Source organism: Streptomyces fulvorobeus, from assembly GCF_013167895.1.
In the GTDB taxonomy this organism is placed as follows: domain Bacteria; phylum Actinomycetota; class Actinomycetes; order Streptomycetales; family Streptomycetaceae; genus Streptomyces; species Streptomyces fulvorobeus.
Map to the genome: position 1 here is coordinate 6,545,796 of NZ_BLWC01000001.1, position 22,296 is coordinate 6,568,091.

Sequence of the window (22,296 nt, forward strand, 5' to 3'; positions counted from 1 at the left end):
GACACGAAGCACCAACCACGTCAGCCTCCCCAGCGCCGAACACCGCGCCAACCGCGATGCCCAACCACCATGCCCCCTCCCCAGAGCGCCGAAGCCCACCACAGGGCACAGGCCCGGCAACGTCCGTCACCCTCCAGGCTGCGCCAGCAGCCCCGGCGCGACGCAACAAGCCGGCAACAAGAACGGTGTAACTCCTGACCGTAGATGCACTGATGAGGGGGTGTGTCCAGTCAACGGCTGATCTTGGTTATTGAGGGTCAGTGGCTGGTGGTGGGGGTGAGGCGTCCTTCGAAGGCGATCTGGAAGGCGTTCAGTGGCGCCTTCCAACGCATCGTCCAGCGGCGCCGGCCCTTGCCGGTCGGGTCCAGGCTCATCAGCGCCATGTAGACGCACTTCAAGGCGGCGGCCTCGTTCGGGAAGTGCCCGCGGGCCCGGAGCGCCTTGCGGATGCGGGCGTTCACGCTCTCGATCGCGTTCGTGCTGCAGATGACCTTGCGGATCTCCACGTCGAAGGAGAGGAAGGGCACCATCTCGGTCCAGGCGTCGGACCACAGGTTGATCACGGCCGGATACTTGTTGGCCCACTTCTCGGAGAACTCCAGGAACCGTTCGGTCGCGGCGGCCTCGCTCGGCGCGGTGTAGACGGGCTTAAGGTCCTTGGAGACCTTGTCCCAGTCCTGGCGGGCACAGTAGCGGATGCTATTGCGAATCAAGTGAACGATGCATGTCTGGACGACAGTTCGGGGGCAGACTGTCTCGACGGCGTCGGGCAGGCCCTTCAGTCCGTCGCAGACGAGCATGAGGACGTCCTCAATCCCGCGGTTCTTCAGCTCGGGGAAGACCTGGAGCCAGTGCTTGGCGCCCTCACCGCCATCACCGGCCCAGATGCCGAGGATGTCGCGGGTGCCGTCGACGGTGACGACCATCGCGACGTAGATGGGCCGGTTAGCGACCTTGCCATCGTGAATCTTCACGTTGATCGCATCCACGAAGACGACCGGATAGACGCGATCGAGCGGTCGGGCCTGCCATTCCGCCGTGCCCTCCATCATCGAGTCGGTGATCGTGGAGATGGTTTGCTTGGACACCTCCGCGCCGTACACCTCGGCGAGATGAGCCGATATCTCCCCGTGCGTGAGGCCCTTCGCGGATAGTGACAGCACCATCTCGTCCACGCCGGTCAGTCGGCGCTGCCGCTTCTTCACGAGCTGCGGTTCGAAGGTGCCGGCCGTGTCGCGGGGCACCTTCACCTCGACCGGGCCAACGTCGGTCAGCACGGTCTTCGAACGGGTGCCGTTGCGGGAGTTGCCGCTGTTCCGGCCGGCCGCGTCGTGCTTGTCATAGCCGACGTGGTCGGTGATCTCGCCCTCCGGGGCGGACTCCAGCACTCACTTGGTCAACTGCTGCAGCAGCCCTCCCTCGCCAGTCAGCTGCAGCCCGTCGAAACGAGCTCGGTCGACCAGCATCGAGATCAACTGCTCGTCCGATACCGCCTCCGCGGCCGACTCGACGACCGGCTCCTCCACCGACTCGTGCTCGCTGATGGTCTCGCTCATTTCAGGCGTCTCCTTGATCATCGGATCCGCCGTCTATTGGACACTCCCAGCTCACCAGCAAGCCCAGTGAAGTCATTTCGTGAGAGGTTCTAGGGCGTGTCCGATGGGTCGGGGGTGATCGGTGGGTTCTCCACCGGATGCCGGGCACACGCGTCTGATCTCTCATTGAAAGTGTTCAGAAATGGGTCCAGGGTGGCGGCTAAATGCCCACGGATGCTTGTGGCCCGACTTGCGCACTTGCGCGGGCAGAGCTGCGTTGGCACTGGTCTGGACCGGAAGGCTTGACAGTCTCCCGGCGGGCGTCGCCTTGCTCGCCCTCACGCTGGTGGCCGGGCCGCCAGTGCTGTTGGCAGCGAGCGCGCTGCTGACCGCCGTATACATCCTGCCGACTGTGGCCCTGGGGCATTGGTTCGGGCGACTCGCAGGGCACGGGAGAAGGTGGTGGTGGGTGGCGGCCAGCACGGCCGTGGGGCTTCTGCCCGCATTCGGCCTGCCCGCGATGGCCCGAATGTCGCAGAGCGGGACCACGAGTGGCGACAACTCGCCCTGGACGGATTGCTGTTTGCGGGAGTGCTTTGGGCCGCTTCGGCGCCGGCTTCCCTTGCCGTCCACATGACTGTGCTGCGTGAAGAAGCAGGACGTCCGGTCCGGCCAGTTGGTGACATCCTCCTCTGGGGGACCCTCGGGTTGTCTATCGAACTCACCGCATTTCTGGTATACCTCTGAGCCGTCGCCGAACCCGGTTGCCCCGGCCAACCGGCCAGGACCACGTCTTCGGTGTACAGGCCTGTAGTAGGCAACAGGCACCTGCAGCGCGTCAGGAATTCAGGACGGCGCCTACGAACCGCTCCGCAGGTCGGCGGGAGGCCGGAGAGGCCGCCGACGATGAAGGTCAGCTGCCTCGCAAGTTCCGGATAGGCGCTCCAGACAGCTGAGTTCCTGGTCAGGACCGTGCGCAACAGGTCGCCCTCGTACATGTGGCCTTCGGCCAGAGGGTTGTCACCAAGCACCTCCACCGCGAGCGGAAGAAGCACCGGGAGTCCAATGTTCTGCCCGATCAGCAGGCGCAGGTCCTCAACGGTCAGAGTTCCGACCGGCCGGCTCCGCAGGGCATGCGCCGTCGCGATGAGGCGGGTGGCGTCAGGCGGGGGCGCCTCCCAGTGATCACGTTCAAGCTCCTCAAGGGACGGACGACGGTGGATAGATACAGTCACCAGACCATTCTCCCGTGAATGCGTGTGGCCGCGTAGCCGAAGACCATTGCTGATCTCCGGCTACCCGACCACAGCGCGAGATCTCAAACACGGTCTGAGGTGACGGAAGAAACTGCGCCACCCCTGGCGAATCAAAAAGAATATGCCCGTCACGCCGACATAAATATTAATCAGCGGTTCTCTTACAGGGCCCCGATCTGCCTCAAATGACAGAGGTGGCCGTCAACAGCAGCAACCTCTTCTCGAGAGAGAGCGGTAGGGTTCCATTGCTGAGAATTTCCGTGAGACATGAACTGCTCCGGCAGTGCAATTCCGTAATGCTCCACGTAGTCAGCAGCGTCGAAACGCCAGAAGAACCGGCCGTCGCTCATAATTGCAGTGCCACCAGGTCGGGAAAATTTATCACCCAAAATATCTTCCGAGAAGCCCATCAGCGCGATGATGGGTGTGCCAGAACGAAGGTATGCGGCGACTTTCGATCGCTCCCCTTTCGGAATCGCTCCTGTCTGCTGCCGGAGCTCATCAGCGTACTCTGAGAAGGCAGATTGGCTCGCGATTGTTCCCAATATCCCTAGGGGGATGACGTGCGTCATGTGAAATGTCCAGACGATAGAAGCGACCCTCGACTGGGAGACGGAAGACCGTCTCCCAGTCGAAGGATGGGGTAACGCTATGTGCTTTTCAGATGCATCTTACTCGCTATCGCATCCCCCATGGCACCGGTTCACCCCTGGGACCGGTCGGCCACTCCCGCACTGTACCCAAGAGGGGGTCGAGGTCCACCTGGTGCCTGCTTGCGCCAGTGATTCGCACCCCCATAATCTTCGCGAGCTCCCCGGCAGAACCGCAGGCAGCATGGCAGGAAACGATCTGAATAGGACCTCCCTCGTAATGCGGATTCTCTCGCACGAGTTGGGCTATCTGCTGAGGGTTGGTAAGAAGGCCGTCCACCCGGAAATTGCCCGCCTCATCTCCGTGCACAATCACGTCATGCCCCCTGGCGCCGGTCGACCGCAGGAAGTTCTGTGTCGTATTGGGGTCGTCACCGATGGCCGTGGCAGTCCTGCTGTACCTCACCTCGCTGGTCGCCCAGGTGAAGGAAGTTCCAGCTCCCGCAACCGTCACGCCCCCGCCGGCGGCTCCGCCGGTCGCCATTTCCGCGATCTCTGCAGCGCACACTGGCGCGGTGGCCAGGCATCCCGTCCACATGGCTGCGGCAATGGGTGCAACGGCCACAGCCAGCCCCACGGCTGCTACGGCGCCCAGGGCAACTTTCTGCCAGGTTGCGAGCTCTCCTGCGTCTGGCAGGTCGTTGGCGTGGGGGTCGTATTGGGGATTGGTTCCCATCATCCAGCAGGCATTGCAGGCGCCATCGTTCTTCTTGGGCTCGGGGTCGGGCCCCTTCTTGAAGACGATCTTTGCTGTGGTCGCGCCGACGGTCTGGGTGACCGTGGTGGTCATGGTGCCGCTTCCGGCCGTGCCGTCCTGCTCCGCATACTGGAACGTTTGGGTGTAGGTCTTCGTGTACGACCAGTCCCAGCCAGAGCTGGTCTTGGTCCAGGTCTCGGTGCCACCGTTGCAGGAACTTGAGGCACCACCGCACGCGCCGTCGGGGCGGAGTCCGGTGGGGTCGGACAGGGTGACGGGGGTGTTGTTGGCGTACGCGTAACCGTTGAGGGACTCGTGATCCTCCGGGGCGAGGATGGGGTCGACGGAGAGGAAGCGTCCCGTGGGTGGGTCGTACTCGCGGGCACCGATGTGGGTTAGTCCGGTGTCGGCGTCGGCGGGCTTGCCGAGGAAGCCCTTGTCGTCGGGCCAGGCTTGTGGTGTCGTGCCGCGGGCCTCGCCGAAAGGCTTTGTGTAGCGGCGGGTGATGGCCTGGGTGGTGGCGTCCACTGTCATCGAGGCGGTGCCGTGGTGATCAGTGACCATCCAGGACAGGCCGGTCTCGGTGCGGACGGCGGTGGCATTACCTGCCGGGTAGTAGCGCTGAGCAGTGAACTTTTTGGCGGCCGTGTCGTAGTGGAGTTCCTGACCGCCCAGGTAAAGGACGGTCTTGACGGGGCCGCGGCGGATCAAGAGTTCGCCGTTGGCGTCATAGAGGTAGTCGGTGCTCTTGGTGCCTTCGGTGAGGCGGGCGAGTTCTCCTTCGATGTCCCAGGTGAGGTTTTGCGTGGCGCCGGTGGGGCTGTAGCGCTTTGTGGCGTTGCCCTGCTCGTCGTAGGTGTACGACTTGGCGGTGCCGCCGTTGACGGTGACTGAGCTCAGGGTGTGGGGCTGGCCGGTTCCGGAGGCGTTGACGGCGGGGTAGGCGTATCCGGTCTTGGTGTCACCGGTGGCTTTGTGCTCGGTCTGGGTGTCGCGCAGGCCGCCGGGCTTGTAGGTCCAGCTGGTCCAGTAAGGGGCCGGCCCGCCGAGGGCGGACGCCGAGCGGGCGGTGGCACAGTCGTTGGAGGACGGGGTCCAGGCTTCGGTCAGACGGCGGTAGCCGTCGTAGGCGAAGCACTGGGCGTCCTTGCCGTTGGCCTTGTCCGTGATCGACTTGACGTTGCCGGAGGCATCGTAGATGTAGTCGGCGTCGCTGGTGTAGCCGGTGTTGGTCTGATCGACGGTGTGAGTGTTGGCCAGTCGGCGAGTGCCGTCCTCGTAGCGGTTGAGGATCTGGAGCTGCTTGGCACCGGTTGAGGTGCCCAGGCGGGTCTCTTCGGTCTCACCGTATGGGGAGTAGCCGATGTTCTGGACGTAGTCGGTCATGCCGTCGGTGGCGGTGAGCATGCCCAGGCTGTTGTAGCTGTTGGTCACGGTCTCGGCGGGCAGGCCGGCCATCGCGGGCATTGAGGTGGACTGGACGGTGCCGTCGATGTTGTAGGTGGAGGAGGTGGTGAAAGTCTGTGGCGCACCGGCGGCGACCAAGGGGTCGCCTGCGGCGATGACGGTCTTGGTGCCCTTGGAGCGGCCCAGTGAGTCGTAGCCGGTGGCAACTTGGGAGTAGATCTTGCCAGTAGTCCCGTCGACATACCGGATCGAGGCGGTCGGCTTTCCCTTGGCCAGCGAGTCGTAGGTGAACTTGGTCAGCTGGTGGGCGTTGTCCTTCACTCCGTCCCAGGTTCCGATCGTGCGGCCGAGCTCGTCATAGTCGGTGATCAGGGTGCGGGAGACGCCGTTGAGGGTCGTGGTGACGGTCAGTGGCTGGTCGGCGTCGTTGTAGGTGGTGTCGACACGACCCTGGTCGGGGTCGGTGGAGGTGGTCTTGCGGCCTCGAAGGTCGTAGTCGTTCGTCCAGACCGCGCCATCCGGACCGGTCATCTTCTTGAGCTGGCCGCCGGGGGTGTACTCGTACAGGGTGCGGGTGTAGTCGCTGCCGGTCGGAAGTGGGCCTGCGTACTCACGGCGCTCGGTGGTCCTGCCGCGGGCGTCGACGATCGTGAGGGTGCCGGTGCCGCCCGCGGCGGCGGTGACGGAGGTGCGGTCGGCCTGCTGGTCGGCTTTGGTGCGCCACTTCTCCTGGTCGTAGACGCGGAAGATTGATTCGGTGGCGCGGCCGGCGGCGTCGAAGAGCGTCTCGGTGGAGGCGGGGACGGAGCCGGGGAAGGTGTTGGCCAGAGTGCCTGAGGGTGCGTTGTTGTCGTGGATCTGCGCGTTGGTGACGTACGCCAGGCCGCGGTCGTCGTAGAGGGTTTCGGAGATCACCCTGCCGCCGTTCGGCGCGGGAGTCTGCGTCTGGCGGGATCGCAGCAGGCTGTCGAGGATCTCGTAGGAGCTGTTGTATGTCTGTCCGTCGGCCTTGAGGGCGTCGGTGCGGACCCAGGTCTCCTTGTCGTTGTTGACGCTGTAGGCGTAGACGATGCTGGCGGCGTCGCCGAGCGTGTGCGAACGGTCCGGCTTCCAGACCGACCGCAGGCGGCCGAGCGCGTCCAGGGACCACTCGGTGACGTTGCCATTGGCGTCGGTGGTCTTGGTGGCCGTGCCCCAGGCCGGGTCAACTTCGGTGGTGGAGGTGTAAAGCTTGGGGTCGGTCGTGGTCTTGGACGTCAGCGGGCCGTAGCCAGTGTCGTCAGGGACGTAGGTGGTCTTGATCGTGCGGTTGAGAGAGTTGGTCTCGGTGAGCGGGCGGCCCAGCTTGTCGTAGGTGGAGCTGGAGACCTGCTGGTAGACGGGCTTCCGGTCGAGCTCGCCATAGCTCGACAGCCGGTAGGAGGCGGTGCCATCGCCCTTGGTGGGCGCCACCCCGACCGCCTGGTTGTCATAGGCCCGGGTGATGTCGGATACGACATCATTGGGAATCACCGGGGTGGTCGCGCAGGTAACCGAGAAGGTCTCGGTGCGCGAAGCCGCGTTCACCAGCCAGGCGGAGGTGTTGCGGGCGTAGGTGGTCCGCACGCACGATTCGTCGCCGGTCTTGGCGATGTCGCCAGTGTCCTCCACTGTCATCGGCATGCCGTACGTGGTGTCGTACGTGGTCTTCTGCTTGACCGTGCGGGTGCCGGTGGAGGTCTTGGAGCGGGTGGTGGTCTCGCCGGCCTGGACGATCCAGGAGTCGGTGGTGCCCCAGCTGTAGACATGGCTGCCGGTCTTGTGGGACCAGGGGGTGTTGATGGTGCCGCTGATTTCCTCGGTGCCGTTGTAGGCGATGGTCTCGCGGACGAAGCCGGCGTACTGGCGGGAGTCGTCGATGGCGGTGCCGGTGGAGTCGGTGACCTTTTCCACCCGGGCGGTACCGTCGAGTTCCTTCTCGCCGTTCAGGCCGCGCATGTAGAGCGTGGACTTCTTGGAGCGCGGGCCCACGTCGGTGTCGCCGGAGGTCTCCACGACCTTGCCGTAGCCGCGCCACTGTGACCAGGTGCGGTTGGATGCCTTGGTCAGGCCCTCGTCGTCGGCGTAGGCCCAGCCGGCGCCGCCCTGGTAGTCGTAGTACGTCTCGCCCGTGTCGCCGTGACCGTAGGGGTCGTCCTGGAAGACGGAGGTGACCACATACTTGTGGAACCAGTCGGTGACCGGGGTCGCTCCGGACTGGGACCACTTGACCGGGTAGCAGCGGCGGGTGTTCTTGTCGACGCTCGCCGGCATGCTCGAGCCCCAGATGCAGTCGGGGTCGGAGTAGTTGGCGGTGAGGGTCGATCCGGTCTCTGACTTGATGGTGCGCACGCGCCACTTGATGTAGCGCAGGGTGTCCGGGCCGCTGCCCTCGACGTGGTTGGACAACTGCATACCGCCGAAGACGACCGGTGGCATGACGGCAGCGGTGGTGTTGGCCTTTCCGGTGTTCTGGATGGATTTCAGCCACAGGCTCGCCGAGGAGGCGTCACCGGTGTCGGGGAAGCTCTGCTCCAGGTGCCATGCATCCACGTTCCGGCGGGTGGTTCCGGTGCCGGTCCACACCGAGGTGGTGACATCGGTAAGGCGCTTGCGGGTGAAGAAGGCCGGGCCGATCTGGGTGGTGCACTTGGTGCCGGACGCGCAGACCATGTCGTAGGGCACGTCTGGCCAGTTCGCCTTGGTGGTCGCCGTCAGACTGGAGCAGCCGCCCGAGACGATGCAGCGCTCGGCGTAGGTGAAGCTGACCTGCTGGGCGGCGGGCTTGGTGTAGATCAGGTCGCTGCGCTGGCCGTAGTCGATGCGGTCGAGGTAACCGCCGCGGGTGTAGCCGGTGCCGTTGACGGTGGTGTCGGCGTTCTTGGAGTAGTAGTTCGTCTCCTTGCCGTACCAGTAGGTGGAGGCGTTGCCGTGGGTGTCCTCGACGTAGTCGAGGTTCCAGCGCCAGGCTTGGTTGCAGGAGGAGTCGGCGAACCCGGTGGACTTGTAGCAGGGCTCGCCGGAGTCGTCGCCGAAGACGGGGGCTGTCCACACGGAGTTAGTGACAGGGTCGTCGGCGGCAGTGCCGTTGTCGCTCCAGCCGGTCATCCGGTGCTTGCCGAAGAAGTACTGGTTGCCGGAGGCGTCCGTGACCTTCCAGTACTCGGTGTTGTTGTCGCCGTTGGCGGTGGCGCCGGTCAGGTGCTGGACGCGGGTGCCGTCCTCGTTCTTGGTCTTCCAGGAGCCGCCGGACGCCTCGGAGAGGGCGGCAGTGTCGCAGGCCGCCTTGTCGGCGCAGGTGTTGACCAGCTCGACGGCCTTGCCGTTGAGGACCAGGGTGGAGTTGGCGTACTTCCAGCACAGGTCGCCCTTGCCGGTCTGGCCGTCGTCCTTGCAGGAGCCGTACTTGCGTTCGATGTAGGACTCGGTGATCGAAAAGCCCTCGCCGACAACCGAGGTCTGGTTGTTCTCCCCGGCCGTGCGGCCGTCCACCGAGGCGGAGTTGTATGAGATGGACAGGTTCGGGGACGGGCCGGCCGTCGCCGGGGGGACGCGCAGCGGGTAGTTCCAGGTGAAGTCACCTGTGCTGCCGCCGGCCTCCCAGGTCGCGGTCGGGGACAGCGGGGTGGCGCTGTAGTCGCCCCCGCCGCCCGAGCTGTCGGCTGCGGCAGCCAGCAGCATCGGGGTGCCGGCTGCGAGGGTGCGGGCGGAGACAGTGCCCGTCAGGGTGTGGGACTCCGCGTCGTTGTCCGCGCCAGCCACGGGGCTCTGGGTGCGGCAGGACTCTTTCTCCGGAGTGGTCAGCGCACACACCGGTAGCGTCACCAAGCTCAGACGAGGGCCGAAGTTGCCGCCGTAGACGTCGCTGAAGGAGGAGTAGTCCAGGGAGACCCGGAGCTTGTCTGTGTCAGCGGCGGAGTCCCCGGATGTGCCCCCCTTCGGGTCGACGGTAAGAAGGACGCCGTTGACGCCCGCCTTCTTCGCGGCCGACTGGGAGTGGACGCTGAGTGCCACCTGCTCGGCCGGGCCCGCGGCCTTCACCACCGTATTACTCTCGGTCCCCTTGCGTGCCGGGGCGGCGGGTTCCTGGGCTAGCTCAACGCCGAGCCCACCGACGGCAACAACGGCCTCGCCAGAAGCAGCGACCTCGGCAGCGGCCCTACCGGCCTTCGGCCAGGCGGCCTTCTTCAGCCGCTCACGGGTTTTGAGTGCAGCAAAGGCGGCCTTGTCCTTCGGGGCTTTGGATGTACCGGGCTTGAGCACACCCACCTTGTCGATCTTCGCGTCAAGCCGGTCTTCTAGCTGCTTAAAAGCTGCTGCGGACCGGGCCTGTGCTGCGAAGTCGAAGCCTGCAGGCACGACGACTTGCGGAAGAAGGCAGAGGGAGATGACGAGTCCGCCACGGCCTAGCCAGCGGCGTATGGCCGCCCCTGGCACGCGTCGGCGGAAGGGTGATGAAGACACGGTGATGTCCCGGTTCTCGGAATTGGGCAGGAAGCGCCCGGGCAGCATCGTCGGCACCCGGGAACGCTGGATTTCGGTGGTGCGCCCACAGGGACGCACGGTGTGTCCAGCCGGACAGCAGGACGGTTGAGGGAACCCGCCCTGCTGTCCGGCTCTTCTACTGTTCGGTGTTGCGCCGGTTGGCGATCGTGTCGGTGGAGGTGGCTCCGGCCCAGATGCGGACGCTGTCGATCTTCCCGGGGTAGTAGCGCGCGGCAGCGCCGTTGATCTTCGCCCGGCCGATCTCGAACGCTCCGCCGCCCTGCCAGGGGGCCGTGTACGCCACGCCGGCCTCATCGCCCATCAGAGCGCTGTCGACGTAGAGCTTGAGCCCGCCGAGCTTGGAGGTGTCGTCGGGATCGGCGGCTGCCTGGGCGTCGTGGACGACCGTCACCATGACGGGTACGCCCAGCGTGGCTGTGGTGAACGCGGTGGACTTGCTCTCGGTCCAGACCGCCCCGGTGGCGTCCTTGTCGGGACGGCCGAACGTCCATCGTCCCTGGGCGCTGCCTGCGGGCTGCTCGTACCAGACACCCCAGGAGGACCGGCTTGTCCCAGACTGGCCGAACACCTGCACCGCATACGACTTGCTGGTGTCGGCGAGTTTGGCGGGGTCCAGCGTCACCCAGGCGGTCGCGGTGAACGAGCCGGAGTCATCGACGACCGGACCGGTGGCGGTGGCGTACGCGCTTGTGCCGTTCAAGGTCATCGTCTGTGTGGTCGTGACCTCCTCGCCGATGTCCGGGTCGCCGGTGGAGAACTGGGTGAGCGCTGCCCCGTTGAGCGTCAGGTTGCGGCCGAAGCCGCTGGTGTCCTTCACGGTGGTGCCGGTCGCGTTGGCCATGTCCGTGGCGTCCCACTTGGCGACGAGTGCCGGGACTGGGTCGCCTGCGGTGCCGTCGCTGATGTCCTCGTCCTCCAGCCAGGCATCGTGTGCGATCTCGGTGTCTGTGACAGCACGGGACCAGACGTGGACTTCGTCGAGGCTTCCGTTCAGGTTCTCGACGTAGCTGCCGCTGGAGTGGAACCGTCCGAACTGCATCGGCCCGCTGGCATTCCAGGCATACGTGCTGGTGACCGGCTGGCCCTGCGGCACTCCGTTGACGAACAGCTGGATGGTCTGGTCCGCCGCGCTGTACACACCTGCCAGGTGCGTCCAGACATTCGCTACCGGCTGTGCGGTGGAGTACGAACGGACGGTGGCAGCACCCACGGCATCACTGGCGTACTTGCTGAATGCCCACTTCCCGGCCGACGCGGAGAAGTGCAGGGCATAGCCAGACAGATTGGTGCCCTTCTGCGAGAGGACCGTCTGGCTGCGGGAGACGTCGCCCGGACGTACCCATGCCGAGACGGCAAAGGACTTGCTGGTGTCGAGCACGGCGCTGCTGGTAGCGGCGTAATCACTGGTTCCGTTCAGCTTCAGCGCACCCGCACCGGACCGTGCCAGCGCCGTGTAAACGGACGAGCCACCCAACGTCAGCGGATGCTGAGTCGCGGAGGTGCTGTCGACGCCACTGTTGTCCAGGTGCCAGTGCCCTGAGGGCTTCTCGGCGCCCTTCACCAGGAAGCTGTAGTAGCCGGTGAGTGAGCTGTGAGCAGCAGCGTCGTAGCCCCAGACCTGGATGGTGTTCTCACCGGCCTGGTTAGGCGTGATCGTCTGCGTGGTGGCTGCGCCCTTAGCCACTGTGATCGGAGCGGAGACCGCGCCGCTGTTCAGCCGCCACTTGTAACTGACGACGTCGGACTGGATGCCGGCCAGGTTGGGGTTGGTGTCTGCGGGGTGAAGGTGAACTTGCCCGCTGAACCCACTCCGCCTGCCGCCGGATAGGTTTCGGCCGACTTGTAGATGCCGTCTGCGCTGGTCACCACCGGTGGCGGCGGCGAATCGGTGTCGACCCGGAAGTAACACCAGGACGACCAAGCCGAGTTCAGCACACCTGTGGCACCCCGGTCCGTCTTGTAGTACCCCTGCGTCATGACCCGCATCCGATAATCCGTCTGCACGGGCAGTGCGCTGGAGGTCGCGTCGCGCGGAGCGTTGTCGGCCACCCAGGCAGCGTCCGGCGACGCCGCGTACCAGGCACGGCTGGAGCCGTCTGCCTTCCATACCTCGAACAGAGCGCGCAGCTGAGAGTTGGCGCCGTCGGCAGACTGCACCGTTGCCAGCATCTTCGGCGTGGTGTCACTGGTGGCGAAGGGCAATGTGGAGGCGTTGCAGGCCCGCCCGGTGGTGCCTTGTTGGACGCCGTACGACGTCGGCGTGGCCGGGTAGGACACATAGGTCACCGACAGCTTGGCGTCGTTGCGGAACCGAGCCCACGCACCCGCGTCGGACTCGTCATGCGCGGTCAGCGAGAAAGTGATCTGCGACGTCTTGTTCGCGGCGTAGGACGCGAGGGTCGTCGTCAGGTTCTCATTCGTCTCGTCGCCCACATTGTCGCTGAAGCGCACCCAGTCCGCCGGCTGCGAGGGGTCACACAGGGTGCCCCGCCCGTAAGCCACGTTCCGGTCGCCCATCAGATCCACCTCGGCAGGACGCGACGACCAAGTGGTGCTGGAGGTGATGCCCTTGTCCACCCGGCTCAGGTCGTACCAGTGCGGATCACAGGTGAACGTCCACTCCTGATACACCTCCATCGTCGCGTCCAGGATCTTCTTGCCGTGGATCGAGGAGAGCGGGTACTCGAAGTACAAACGCTGGTAGTAGGGGCTGTAGGAGCAGAGGTAGCCGGCGTAGTTGGAGCAGCGCCCCACACCCTTTGTCTCGTCGAACTCCCAGAACTTGTCACCGTCCGAGGACAGAGCCGTCCAGTCGCCCAGCGCGATGCCCTTGGTCGGCGGGTCAATGTAGAGCGGAAAGACGGTGTCCTCGCCGTGGAGCAGGGCCGGATCGGGTGTGATCTCCAGGGTGGTGCCGGTGACCTTGAGCGGGAGCTCGGCCGCCGCGTCACCGCTGCTGGGGCCCTCCGCAGGGGCCGGCTCGCCCTCGGCTGCGGGCAGTGGGGCCGCCTCCGACGCCTCCAGCTCACCCTCTGCCCGTGCCGAAGAAGTAGCAGTGCGGGAGAGTTGCGTGGTGACACCGGCCGTCGCGCCGTCAGTGGCCGGGGTGTCACCGGCCGAGTCCCACATCCGACCCGCCGGGCTCTCGAAGACCGGGGTGCCGTTGCCGTCGCGCGCGACGAAACCGCCGTCGGCGGTCGGGGCGATGTCCAAGCCGTTTGCGGAGACGTTCATTTTGACCGTCGCGAGCGCGGGGCTCTTTGCCGCCTCCGCGGTCTTGACCACGAGCACCGAGGTGTAGCCGGAGCTCAACGCGGTCAGTTTCAGATCGACGCCTGGAATGACTCCGGCGTAGGTGGCGGTGTTGTCATCGAGTGTGGGCTCGGGGAGCACAGTGGGCCAGCCGAACTGCAGCTCGTGTCCCTCGTCCTCCAGCGTCACCAGGGCGTCCCCGCTGCCGCCGCCGGTGAACGTAAGACCGGTCGTCGTATTTCTCGCCCGCACAGAGCCGTCGGCCTCGCGCACTAGGGTGGTGTCGATGGGCGCCCAGGTGCCGTCACCCTTCCGGGCACGGACCGGCGCTGCGTTCATCTCCTGGGTGAAGGTGCCGTCCGGGTTGGCGAAGACCTGGGACGACTTGGTGATCTCCGCGTCCACGACCACCCGCTCACCGCTCTCCTCCGCAAGAGCACTCGCCTCCGACTCCGGAGTCTTATCAGCCGCTACCGAGGCGGCCCCGTCATCGGCGAGTGCCGGAGTCGCCCCGGCCCCAACTACCGGAACCGCACCCCCCAGGAGCGTGAGGGCCATCGCCCCACTTCGCACCGCCTGACGCCATCCATGCCGCCGTTTTTGCGTCAACACGCCCGAACCCGCCCCTTTAATCTTTCATTATTAACAAGCTGTGAGGATCATGTGTCGAAACAAAGGTGCAGGTCAACGGCGTGGTGTCTCGCTTTGATCTATATCCACCGAGGCGGATAGCCGAAGTTGGCATCCCGGTGACCAGTGAAGACTCGTCTTGGGAGCCGTCCGAACCGGTTGTAGGGCCCTTCAGCGACCGATCTACCCCACCCGCGTTGCCACCGACAGGAGTCCCCAGGCAACTCAGGCGCCCTCATCGTGGTCCAGGCCGAAGACAGCAGTGCCGACGCCTACGGACTCCTCACGTCCCAGATCGAAGACATGCGCACCGACCTCGGACTTGACGTCGACTACCTCGGGCTCGTCGTCAACCACTACGACGCCCGCCGCGGCTACATCGCCACCTCATCCCTACAGTCCTGGATGGACATAAAGGATCCCCGAGTCGTCGGCGTCATCGGAGACCTCAAGGAACAGAAGGAGGCCGTCCGCGCCAAGCGACCCCTCCTCGCCTATTCGCCCCGCTGCGACCAGTCCGTCGCATTGCGCGCCCTCGCCCGGGAGATCAGCAAGTGAGCAAGGCCAAGAACCTCGGCGCCGGATCATCCTTCGCCCAGGCACGCCCCATCAGCGCACGCCGAGCAGCCATCGGGGCCGCCACCGGAGCGGCGACCGATGGAGTCCCCGATCCCACCGAACTCCCCCTCGACGAGATCAGCCAGAATCCCGATAACCCGCGGGCCGAGCTCCGCGACCTCGACGGCCTGGCCGACAGCATCCGCGAGATCGGGCTTATCAACGCCATCACGATCGCCAGCGTGGGTGCCTACCTCGCCGAGCGCCCGGACAGGGCAAAGGACCTGGACGAAGGCGTCAGCTACATCGTCATCGATGGCCACCGCCGCCTCGAGGCTGCTCGGCTTGCCGGGGCTCCGACGATCAGGGTCAGCGTCGACAACGCCCTCGTCTCCACCGACGAATCCCTTCTAGAAGCAGCCTTCGTCGCCAACGTCCACCGCGACGACATGAATCCTCTCGAGCAGGCACAGGCTCTTCGCAAGCTCGTCGAGTTCTACGGATCGCAGAACAAGGCGGCCAAGAGGCTGGGCATCGGTCAGTCGACCATCTCGTCAAAGCTGTCGATCCTCGACCTCAATCCCGAACTTCAAGCGGACCTCGTCGCGGGCCGCCGCACAATCGAGCACGTGCGGAACCTAGCTAAATTGCCCCCGGAGGAGCAGCGCCAGAAGGCGGATGCGCGAGCAGCTGCTTCCGTCAAGCAGGAGTCTTCGGTCGCCCCGAGCGGGGGAGTGGTGCAGAGCGTCGCCCCGACGACGCAGCCTGAGGCACCGACCGTTGTGCTGACCGCACCGCAGGGGCAGCCAGACCTATCACGCCGTGATAACTCAACCGCTCACCCAAAGGCGGGGGACGCTCCTGACGAGCTGCCAACCCAGCGCACGGAAGCCGACCCACAGCAGGCAGACCTTCCGGAGTTGGCACCGGGGGAATCGGCCTTCGTGCCGATTGGCCGTGTGACCAAAATGCCATGGCACGACGGCGACGCTATCGCGGAACTGGTGGTGCAGAAGATGGCAGTTGAGCAGCAACAGGTCCTCCTGTCGCGGCTTCTCACCGTGCACAGCGAAGCGGCTAGCAGCTGAGCAGTAGGTCGTCGATCCGGGGCGGGGATCGTCCTGGAGAGGAGCCCCCTGCTCTTGCCCGCACTTCTTAGTGCAGAGCACTGCCACGCGTCTCGGTAGGCGGCGCCTGTTTCATAAGACAGCTGGCCCCGCGTACGTGCGAAGTGGCCGCGGGGCCAGCCACCGGGCGTCGGGTCCGTGCGCGCCGCGGTTTGCGATCAGCAGCGCACCGGTTGTGCGCATCCCGTCCTGCTCTGGCTCGCCGACAGCGGATACGCCTCCACCTCGGCATTCGCGGCCCTCGCTGATCGGGCGGTCGGTGAAGGAACGGGTCTCGGGCGCGGCCGATCAGGTCCGGGGCCTTGGCGGCGGCCGGGTCAGAGACGGTGGTGCTGGCGGGATTGCGTAGCAAGGGCCGCTCGCCGAACACGGAACGGGTCTACGCAGGCCCCCTGCGGTGAACAGGCTGGCAGTCGCCTACCACCTCGCTCACGGCAGCGCGGGCGGCGGCCTCGTCGACGAGATGGCAGAGGTCGCCTGGATTTCCTGGCGGCCTCTGCCATGGTGTCGGATCACCACCATGTGGTGCAGGCGACCTCGGGATAGTTGCTAGCCTTGCCGCAGGCTCGCATGAGGTTACGCTTGTTGTTATACGCCTCAGTCTTCTGGCTGCCGCCAGTGTTGATCCTAGCGACGTGGAGCTGTGTCCAGTTTCGGCCGCCGTCGAAACTGCGGTCCACCCACACCAGGTCGCCCACGGAGCCGTTGGTGATCCTGCCCCATGCGCACGTTCCGTTGTATCGCAGCTCGATGCCGCGGGAGCGAATCGAGGTGGACGCGACCGTCCTGGGGTTGTCGTAGGTGCAGCCTTCGGCGGCCTGAGCCGTGGTTGGAGTCACCACGGTGAGCATGGCTGAGGTGAGGGCTGCTGCGGCGAAGGTTCCAACGAAGGTATTGCGAGTACTCATGCTTGACGTCCTCCTGGTCGTTGCTCATTCTGAGGCCAAGTCGGGTAGAGCAGGAATCTGCCGTGACCAGCCTCGGTGAATTCGTCAGTTGGCGGGATCAGTCAGCCAAGACGACTGATAGTCACCCCGGTCCAACTGATCTCTTGCAGCGAAGGTTGAGCATTCTCATCGAAGTTTGTGCGGTCCGCGGGTCTCGTCGGAGTGTGGTCGCTGAGTGGAGTGAGGCAGGTTCTGCGCGCAGAAGCCTCGTCGAAGCGGCCGGTTCCTCGCGCTCCGTTGCTCGAATCTCGAAGCGCGAGGAGGGCCACGCCTGCCATCCGGGAAACGTTGAACTCTGGCGCGAGAGAAACGCGCTGGGGTTCGACGACAGGCTCAGTACCGCGTAGGGAACAGTTGGAGCTTGGCCTTCTTGCCGGAGACCGACTTCACCCAAATCTTCAGGTTGTTGAACTTGACGGTACCGCCCGGGCTGGTGCTGCCGCTGAGGCGCCCGTCGGCGGCCGACATCTTCACGAATCGGGAGCTGACGCTTGTGATCTTCAACTTCCCGAACCCGAACTTGCGACTGTCCACCTTGATGGTCTTGGGCGCCGACACGGTGATCTTGCATCGCCCGTCATAGCAGGGCCCGTTAGCGGCAGAGGCCACCGGCGTCATCGCGCCGAACCCGAGTGTGCCCGCCATGGTCAGCGTCACGGCAGTCGTCGCGGCCCGTCGGCGCATACCGGCGGTGGCCACCGGGGTGGCGGCTGTCAGTCGGCGGATACGGTTCACGTCATCGCCCTTCAGTCGGAAACGGTACGGCGGGGAATTCCTACGCCGCCGGAGCCCAGGCACCCTGTGTGCTCGGATCCGAGCCGGCCAGCCGGTGCCCCGCTGCACCGATTCCAGCATCCGCCTGGTTGTTCAGTAACCTGATCCGTCCCCCTGAACAATTCGCGGCTGCGCCCGGGACGGGGTGGCGCTGGCAAGCGCGCGGTAGAACCCAGGGCAGTGGAGGACGTCACACGGTCCCGGCCCGTCCTGTCCCGCGCCGTTCTGCGCTCAACCTTCGATGAGAACGCTCAGCCTTTGCTGCGACAGGTCAAAATTGATCACGATGCGGTCAGCCGAGCCTGCGCTGACACGGTCGCCGTCCAAGGAGCTGGTGCAGTGGGTCGGCGGTCTGTGCGAGTCGATGACCACGCTCGAGAACCTCGGAAGGACAGCGCGGCGGATCTGAAGAAGATCCGGAATCCGGCAGAGGCCGGCCCGTCGGCCGAACTCCTTGCCATGAGCTACCTCTCCGGGACACCGAGCGCGGTGGAAGCCGTGGACCGCGACCTTAAGGAGCTCAACGCGTCGGGCGTTCCCGCGGCCGACCGGCTGCTGGCCTCCTGGCTGAAGAAGTTGGAGCACGAGCGGGCGAAGCAGTGCTCTGCGGGCTGGAAGCACAAAGAGCCCGGCGAGGGGACGGACTCGCCCCCCGTCTGACCCCACCGGTCCGCTGCCCAAGGCGGCGGACGGAAATGAACACCGACGCCTGCTCGGACGGCGCGTGCGAGGTCCTGGTGACCTCCACGGCGGACACCACGGCGAACGGGGTGAGCGTGCATGTCACCGTGGCCGACGACTCCCTCATCTTCTAGACGCCGGACACCGTGATACAGCTGGGCGGCGAGGCCGGGTTCGGTGACGAGTTGAAGGCGAGCGTCGTTGCACACCATGAGGACGGCGCCGTGCTGAAGTTCAGCACCCTCTGAGCCTCACCCCCTGAGCACTGCCATCCCGCCCGGCCGCCGGCCTGTCGCCGGGGGCGCAGCCAGGGGGCGCGTGCAGGTGATATGTGCAACGGGTACCGCTCAAGGGGTGTCGCACACCGTCCGGTGTCCGAGTTGCGGCAGGTGCTCCTCCCATTCGGCACGCGTGAGAATGCCGCCGGTGTGGTCGCAGACGTAGACCGCGGCGTAGTGCGTGTTCAGGAGCCACACCCGGGCCGTCAGGTCGTAGCCGGCGGAGGCAAGGGTGTCGCCCTTCGGGCTGAAGGCGACGGAGGTGACGGTGTCGAGGTGTCCGGTGAGTTCCCCGCCGGCGGGCTCGGCACGGTCCGGCTGTGCCACGTCCCACAGCCGGACCGTGTGGTCGCTGCTGCCGGTGGCCAGTGTCTTCCCGTCAGGCGAGTAGGCTACCGACCTGACCGGCCCGCGGTGCCCGTCCAGTTCCTCCCCGGTCTGCCGGGCGCGATCCGGTCGGCGTATGTCCCACAGTCGTACCGTGCGGTCCTCGCCGCCGGTGGCCAGCGTCTTCCCGTCTGGGGCGAAGGCGACCGCGTTGACCGACTCGTCGTCCCCGGTGAGAGCTTCACCGGCGACCCGCGCACGCGCCGGGTCGCGCACGTGCCACAGCCGCACCGTGCCGTCCTCGCCGCCGGTGGCCAGCGTTTTCCCGTCCGGTGCGAAGGCGACGGAGCGGACGGCGTCACCGTGGCCGCGCAGCGGTGCGCCGAGCGGCCGTACACGAGCCGGGTCGCGTACGTCCCACAGCCGCACCGTGCCGTCCTCGCCGCCGGTGGCCAGCGTGCGGCTGGTCCGGGTGAACGCGAGGGTGATGGCGCCGCCGTCGTGCGTGTCCAGTGGTTCGCCGAGCGGGACGGGGCGTTCGGGCGCGGAGACGTCCCACAGGCGTACGGTGCCGTCCAGCGAGCCGCCGGCCACCGTGCGGCTGTCCGGGGCGAACGCGACGGCCAGTACCTCGTCCCTGTGGCCGGTAAGCATCCGTGGGATCCGGCGCGGGCGGCCCGGCTCGTCGACGTCCCACAGGCGGATCAGCGCGTCGTCGGTGCTGGCGGCGGCGAGCAGGCGGCCGTCGGGGCTGTGGGCGACGGAGGTCAGCGGGTTGGTGAAGTCGGTGAGAACGGTCGGCGGCCGGTGCCAGAGGTGGACGCTGTGGTCGGCGCCGGTGCTGGCGAGGGTGCGGCCGTCGGGGCTGAAAGCCACCTCCCACACGGCCTCCGTGTGGCCGGCCAACGGCTCTCCGAGCTGCTGCGGATATTCGGGGTTGGCCACGTTCCACAGGATCGGCGCGTTGTCCTCCCCCGCGCTCGCCAGGGTGCGGCCGTCGGAACTGAAGGCCACCGACATGACGGGCGCGGTGTGCTCGGTGAGTGGATCGCCCAGCGGCCGGACGCGGTCCGGGTCGGACACGCCCCACAGCCGTACGGTGTCGTCGAAGCCGGCCGTGGCCAGCGTCCGGCCGTCCGGGGAGAAGGCCACCGTCCAGACCGAGGCGGTGTGTTCGCGCAGCGGCTCGCCGAGCGGCTCGATCCCGTCGTCCCCATCGATGCGCCACATCCGTACGGCACCGTCGAAGCCCGCCGTGGCCAGGGTGTCCCCGTCGGGGGCGAACGCGACGGCGCGGACGCTGCCTTCCTCGGACGCGTCGGCCTCGGCGGGCTCGCCGAGCGGTGTGAGCCGGTCCGGGTCGCTCAGGTCCCACAGCCGTATGGTCCCGTCGTCTCCGGCGGTGGCCAGCGCCCGGCCGTCGGGGGCGAACGCGACGGAGACGACGTTCTCCTTGTCGTGGCTCACCAGCGGCCGGCCGACGGAGCGGGGCTGATCCCGGTCGTGTACGTCCCACAACTGGATGCCGCCGTCTTTGCCGGTGGCCGCCAGGAGGTCACCGCCCTGCGGTACGAAGGCGACCGCGCCGACCGGGCCCGTACGGAATCGCAGCGGTCTCCCCAGCGGTTTCCCCAGATCTCCGGGCCGGTGCGCCGACCCGGGCCGCACGGCGGTGTCCCACAGCCGGACCGTGCCGTCGTGGCCGCCGCTGGCGAGGGTGCGGCCGTCGGGCGCGTACGCCACGGAGCTGGCGAGACCGGTGTGGCCGGGCAGCCGGGTGGCCAGCGTCCGGCCCGCGTGCGAGGCCAGCCGGGTCCGGGTGTCCGGGGTGGCGCGCATGGTGTGCGCGGCGACGTCGAGGCGGCCGGCCAGCCCGGCGTTGATCTCGCGGACGCTGTCGGCCTCGGTGGTGAGGCGGCCGAAGACGGCGGCGTCCCGTTCGGCCTGCGCGGTGGCGCGCGCCTGGAGGGCGGCGACGGCGGTGCCGGTGGCGAGCAGCCCGAGAGCGGCGAGCAGGGCCACGACCGTACGCCGCAGTCGCGCGGTGCGGTGCCGGCGGCGGAGCGAGGCGGTGAGGAACTGCTGTTCCAGGGGCGTGAGTTCGGCGCCGCGGCGGTTGTCCCCGTCCTCCCGGGCCTTTGCCGTGGTGCCGTTCGGCCGGGTGGTGTCCTTGGGGAAGGCGTCGCGGGCGGCGTCCAGCCGGGAGCCCGCGTAGAGCGCGGCGCTCTCCCGGCCGAGCGCCTGCCAGGTGCGTGCCGACTCGGAGAGCGCGCGGTGGACGCGCAATCGATCGCGTTCGGCGTCGATCCAGGCGTGCAGGCGGGGCCAGGCGGTGATGAGGGCTTCGTGGGCGAGGTCGACGGTGCCGTCGTCGAAGGTGATGAGGCGGGCGCGGACCAGGCGTTCCAGCACCACGTGGGTGTCGGCGGGACTGCCGAAGTCGAGCTCCGCGTGCTCGGTGGGGCGGCGGGTGTCCGCCGCCCCGTCGCCGGGTGTGATGAGCCGGAGCAGCACACGGCGGGCCACCTCGGTTTGGGGCGGGGTGAGTTCGCCGTACACCTGCTCGGCGGTACGGACGACGGCGCCGTGCAGTCCGCCGGCCGCCTCGTACGCGGCCTCCGTCAGGAGCCGGCCGTTGCGGTGGCGCCAGGTCTCCAGCAGGGCATGGGACATCATCGGCAGCCCGCCCGGGGCGCCCTCGACCTCGTCGAGAAGACGGTCGGTCAGGGAACGTTCGACGATCAGGCCGCCCGCGGCGGCCGGGCGCACGATGGCTTCCCGCAGCTCCGCACGGCTCATCGGCCCGGCGAGCAGCGTGGCGCCCTGCAACGCGGCGGTGAGGCCGGGGTGTTCCGCGCAGCGGCCGAGGAAGTCGGCCCGCACCGCGATGAGGACGCGCAGCCGGCTGTCGGCGTCGGTGGCGGCGACGAGGCGGTCGATGAAGGTGTCCCGATGGGCCGGGTCGGCACCGAGGGTGTACAGCTCCTCGAACTGGTCGACGAGCAGCCAGGTCTCGGCGTCGGTGTCGGGCACGGGAGTGAGCCGGTCGGCGTGCGTGCGCAGCGGGTCGGGGCCGGGCGTGAAAATCCGTACGGCCGCCGGAGCGATCTCGCGGTCCCCGTCGCCCGCGTCCTGGGGCGGGGTGCGCAGCCGGGGGATCAGGCCGGCGCGTAACAGCGAGGACTTGCCGCTGCCGGAGGGTCCGAAGACGGCGGTGAGGCGGTGTCTGCGGTTCAGTTCGGTCAGCCGCTCCAGGAGCTGGTCGCGGCCGAAGAAGAGTTCGGCGTCACCCGGTTCGAACCGGGTCAGGCCGCGGTACGGCGCTCGGGAGGTCTCGTCACCGGAGGCCTCGGCGGCGAGCTCGGCTGACGCCTCGCGCCAGCGCTGCTCCCACTCCATCACGTCGCCGCCGCACGCCTTCACGTAGGCGAGCGTCACCGCGCGGGTGGGCAACTGCTTCCCGGCCGCCGCCTGCGACAGGGTGGTCACTCCGTACCGCGCCCGCTGAGCCATCGCCCGGTACGTGGGCTTCCCCGCGGCCTCGCGCAGCGCCCGCAGTCCGGCGGCGAACCGCGGTACCGGTCCGGCCTCCGGATCCAGCTCACCCTCGATGCGCCCCGGCCCTGGCTGTCCCGACACGTGCCCCCACCCCC

The 22,296-nt window shown here is 67.1% G+C and carries 8 protein-coding genes and 3 pseudogenes; 3 read left to right on the forward strand and 8 right to left on the reverse strand.

Going from position 1 to position 22,296, the window contains the following annotated elements; translation table 11 throughout:
- Nucleotides 1–257 precede the first annotated feature (257 nt).
- The 5 genes and pseudogenes from Sfulv_RS29230 to Sfulv_RS31670 all read right to left on the reverse strand — a co-directional run bounded on the left by Sfulv_RS29230 (nucleotide 258) and on the right by Sfulv_RS31670 (nucleotide 13,732).
- Nucleotides 258–1,556 (reverse strand): annotated as a pseudogene (locus Sfulv_RS29230) (IS256 family transposase).
- Nucleotides 1,557–1,873: 317 nt separating this feature from the next.
- Entirely contained in the window at nucleotides 1,874–2,770 is an 897-nt protein-coding gene (locus Sfulv_RS29235; protein ID WP_256669202.1) for a contact-dependent growth inhibition system immunity protein, read from the reverse strand.
- A gap of 182 nt (nucleotides 2,771–2,952) precedes the next feature.
- Complete coding sequence (locus Sfulv_RS29240; RefSeq protein WP_173317409.1) at nucleotides 2,953–3,363, reverse strand: hypothetical protein; 411 nt, start codon at nucleotides 3,361–3,363, stop codon at nucleotides 2,953–2,955.
- A 106-nt stretch (nucleotides 3,364–3,469) separates the two neighbouring features.
- On the reverse strand, nucleotides 3,470–9,985 hold the full coding sequence (locus Sfulv_RS29245) for an RHS repeat domain-containing protein (RefSeq protein WP_256669312.1): 6,516 nt from the start codon (nucleotides 9,983–9,985) through the stop codon (nucleotides 3,470–3,472).
- A gap of 199 nt (nucleotides 9,986–10,184) precedes the next feature.
- Nucleotides 10,185–13,732, reverse strand: a pseudogene (locus Sfulv_RS31670) (LamG domain-containing protein).
- A 429-nt stretch (nucleotides 13,733–14,161) separates the two neighbouring features.
- Here Sfulv_RS31670 and Sfulv_RS29255 point away from each other — a divergent pair.
- Together Sfulv_RS29255 and Sfulv_RS29260 are read left to right on the forward strand one after the other, a co-directional pair.
- A pseudogene (locus Sfulv_RS29255) lies at nucleotides 14,162–14,509 on the forward strand (ParA family protein); the annotation flags it as partial.
- Entirely contained in the window at nucleotides 14,506–15,597 is a 1,092-nt protein-coding gene (locus Sfulv_RS29260) for a ParB/RepB/Spo0J family partition protein (protein ID WP_173317411.1), read from the forward strand. The pseudogene Sfulv_RS29255 and the gene Sfulv_RS29260, both read left to right, overlap by 4 nt.
- 551 nt (nucleotides 15,598–16,148) lie before the next feature.
- Here the strand turns inward: Sfulv_RS29260 and Sfulv_RS29265 are convergent.
- A complete protein-coding gene (locus Sfulv_RS29265; RefSeq protein ID WP_173317413.1) occupies nucleotides 16,149–16,544 on the reverse strand; it encodes a DUF2690 domain-containing protein in 396 nt (131 codons plus the stop codon).
- 372 nt (nucleotides 16,545–16,916) lie between these two features.
- Nucleotides 16,917–17,318, reverse strand: coding sequence for a hypothetical protein (locus tag Sfulv_RS29270; protein WP_256669205.1), 402 nt, complete (start codon nucleotides 17,316–17,318; stop codon nucleotides 16,917–16,919).
- A 498-nt stretch (nucleotides 17,319–17,816) separates the two neighbouring features.
- On the opposite strand from Sfulv_RS29270, the gene Sfulv_RS29275 reads away from it, so the two are divergent.
- The gene (locus Sfulv_RS29275) at nucleotides 17,817–18,017 is read left to right on the forward strand and encodes a hypothetical protein (protein WP_173317415.1); all 201 of its coding nucleotides are present in this window, start codon (nucleotides 17,817–17,819) and stop codon (nucleotides 18,015–18,017) included.
- A 368-nt stretch (nucleotides 18,018–18,385) separates the two neighbouring features.
- Here Sfulv_RS29275 and Sfulv_RS29280 read toward each other — a convergent pair whose 3' ends face one another.
- Nucleotides 18,386–22,282, reverse strand: coding sequence for an nSTAND1 domain-containing NTPase (locus Sfulv_RS29280; RefSeq protein WP_173317418.1), 3,897 nt, complete (start codon nucleotides 22,280–22,282; stop codon nucleotides 18,386–18,388).
- Nucleotides 22,283–22,296: the final 14 nt, after the last annotated feature.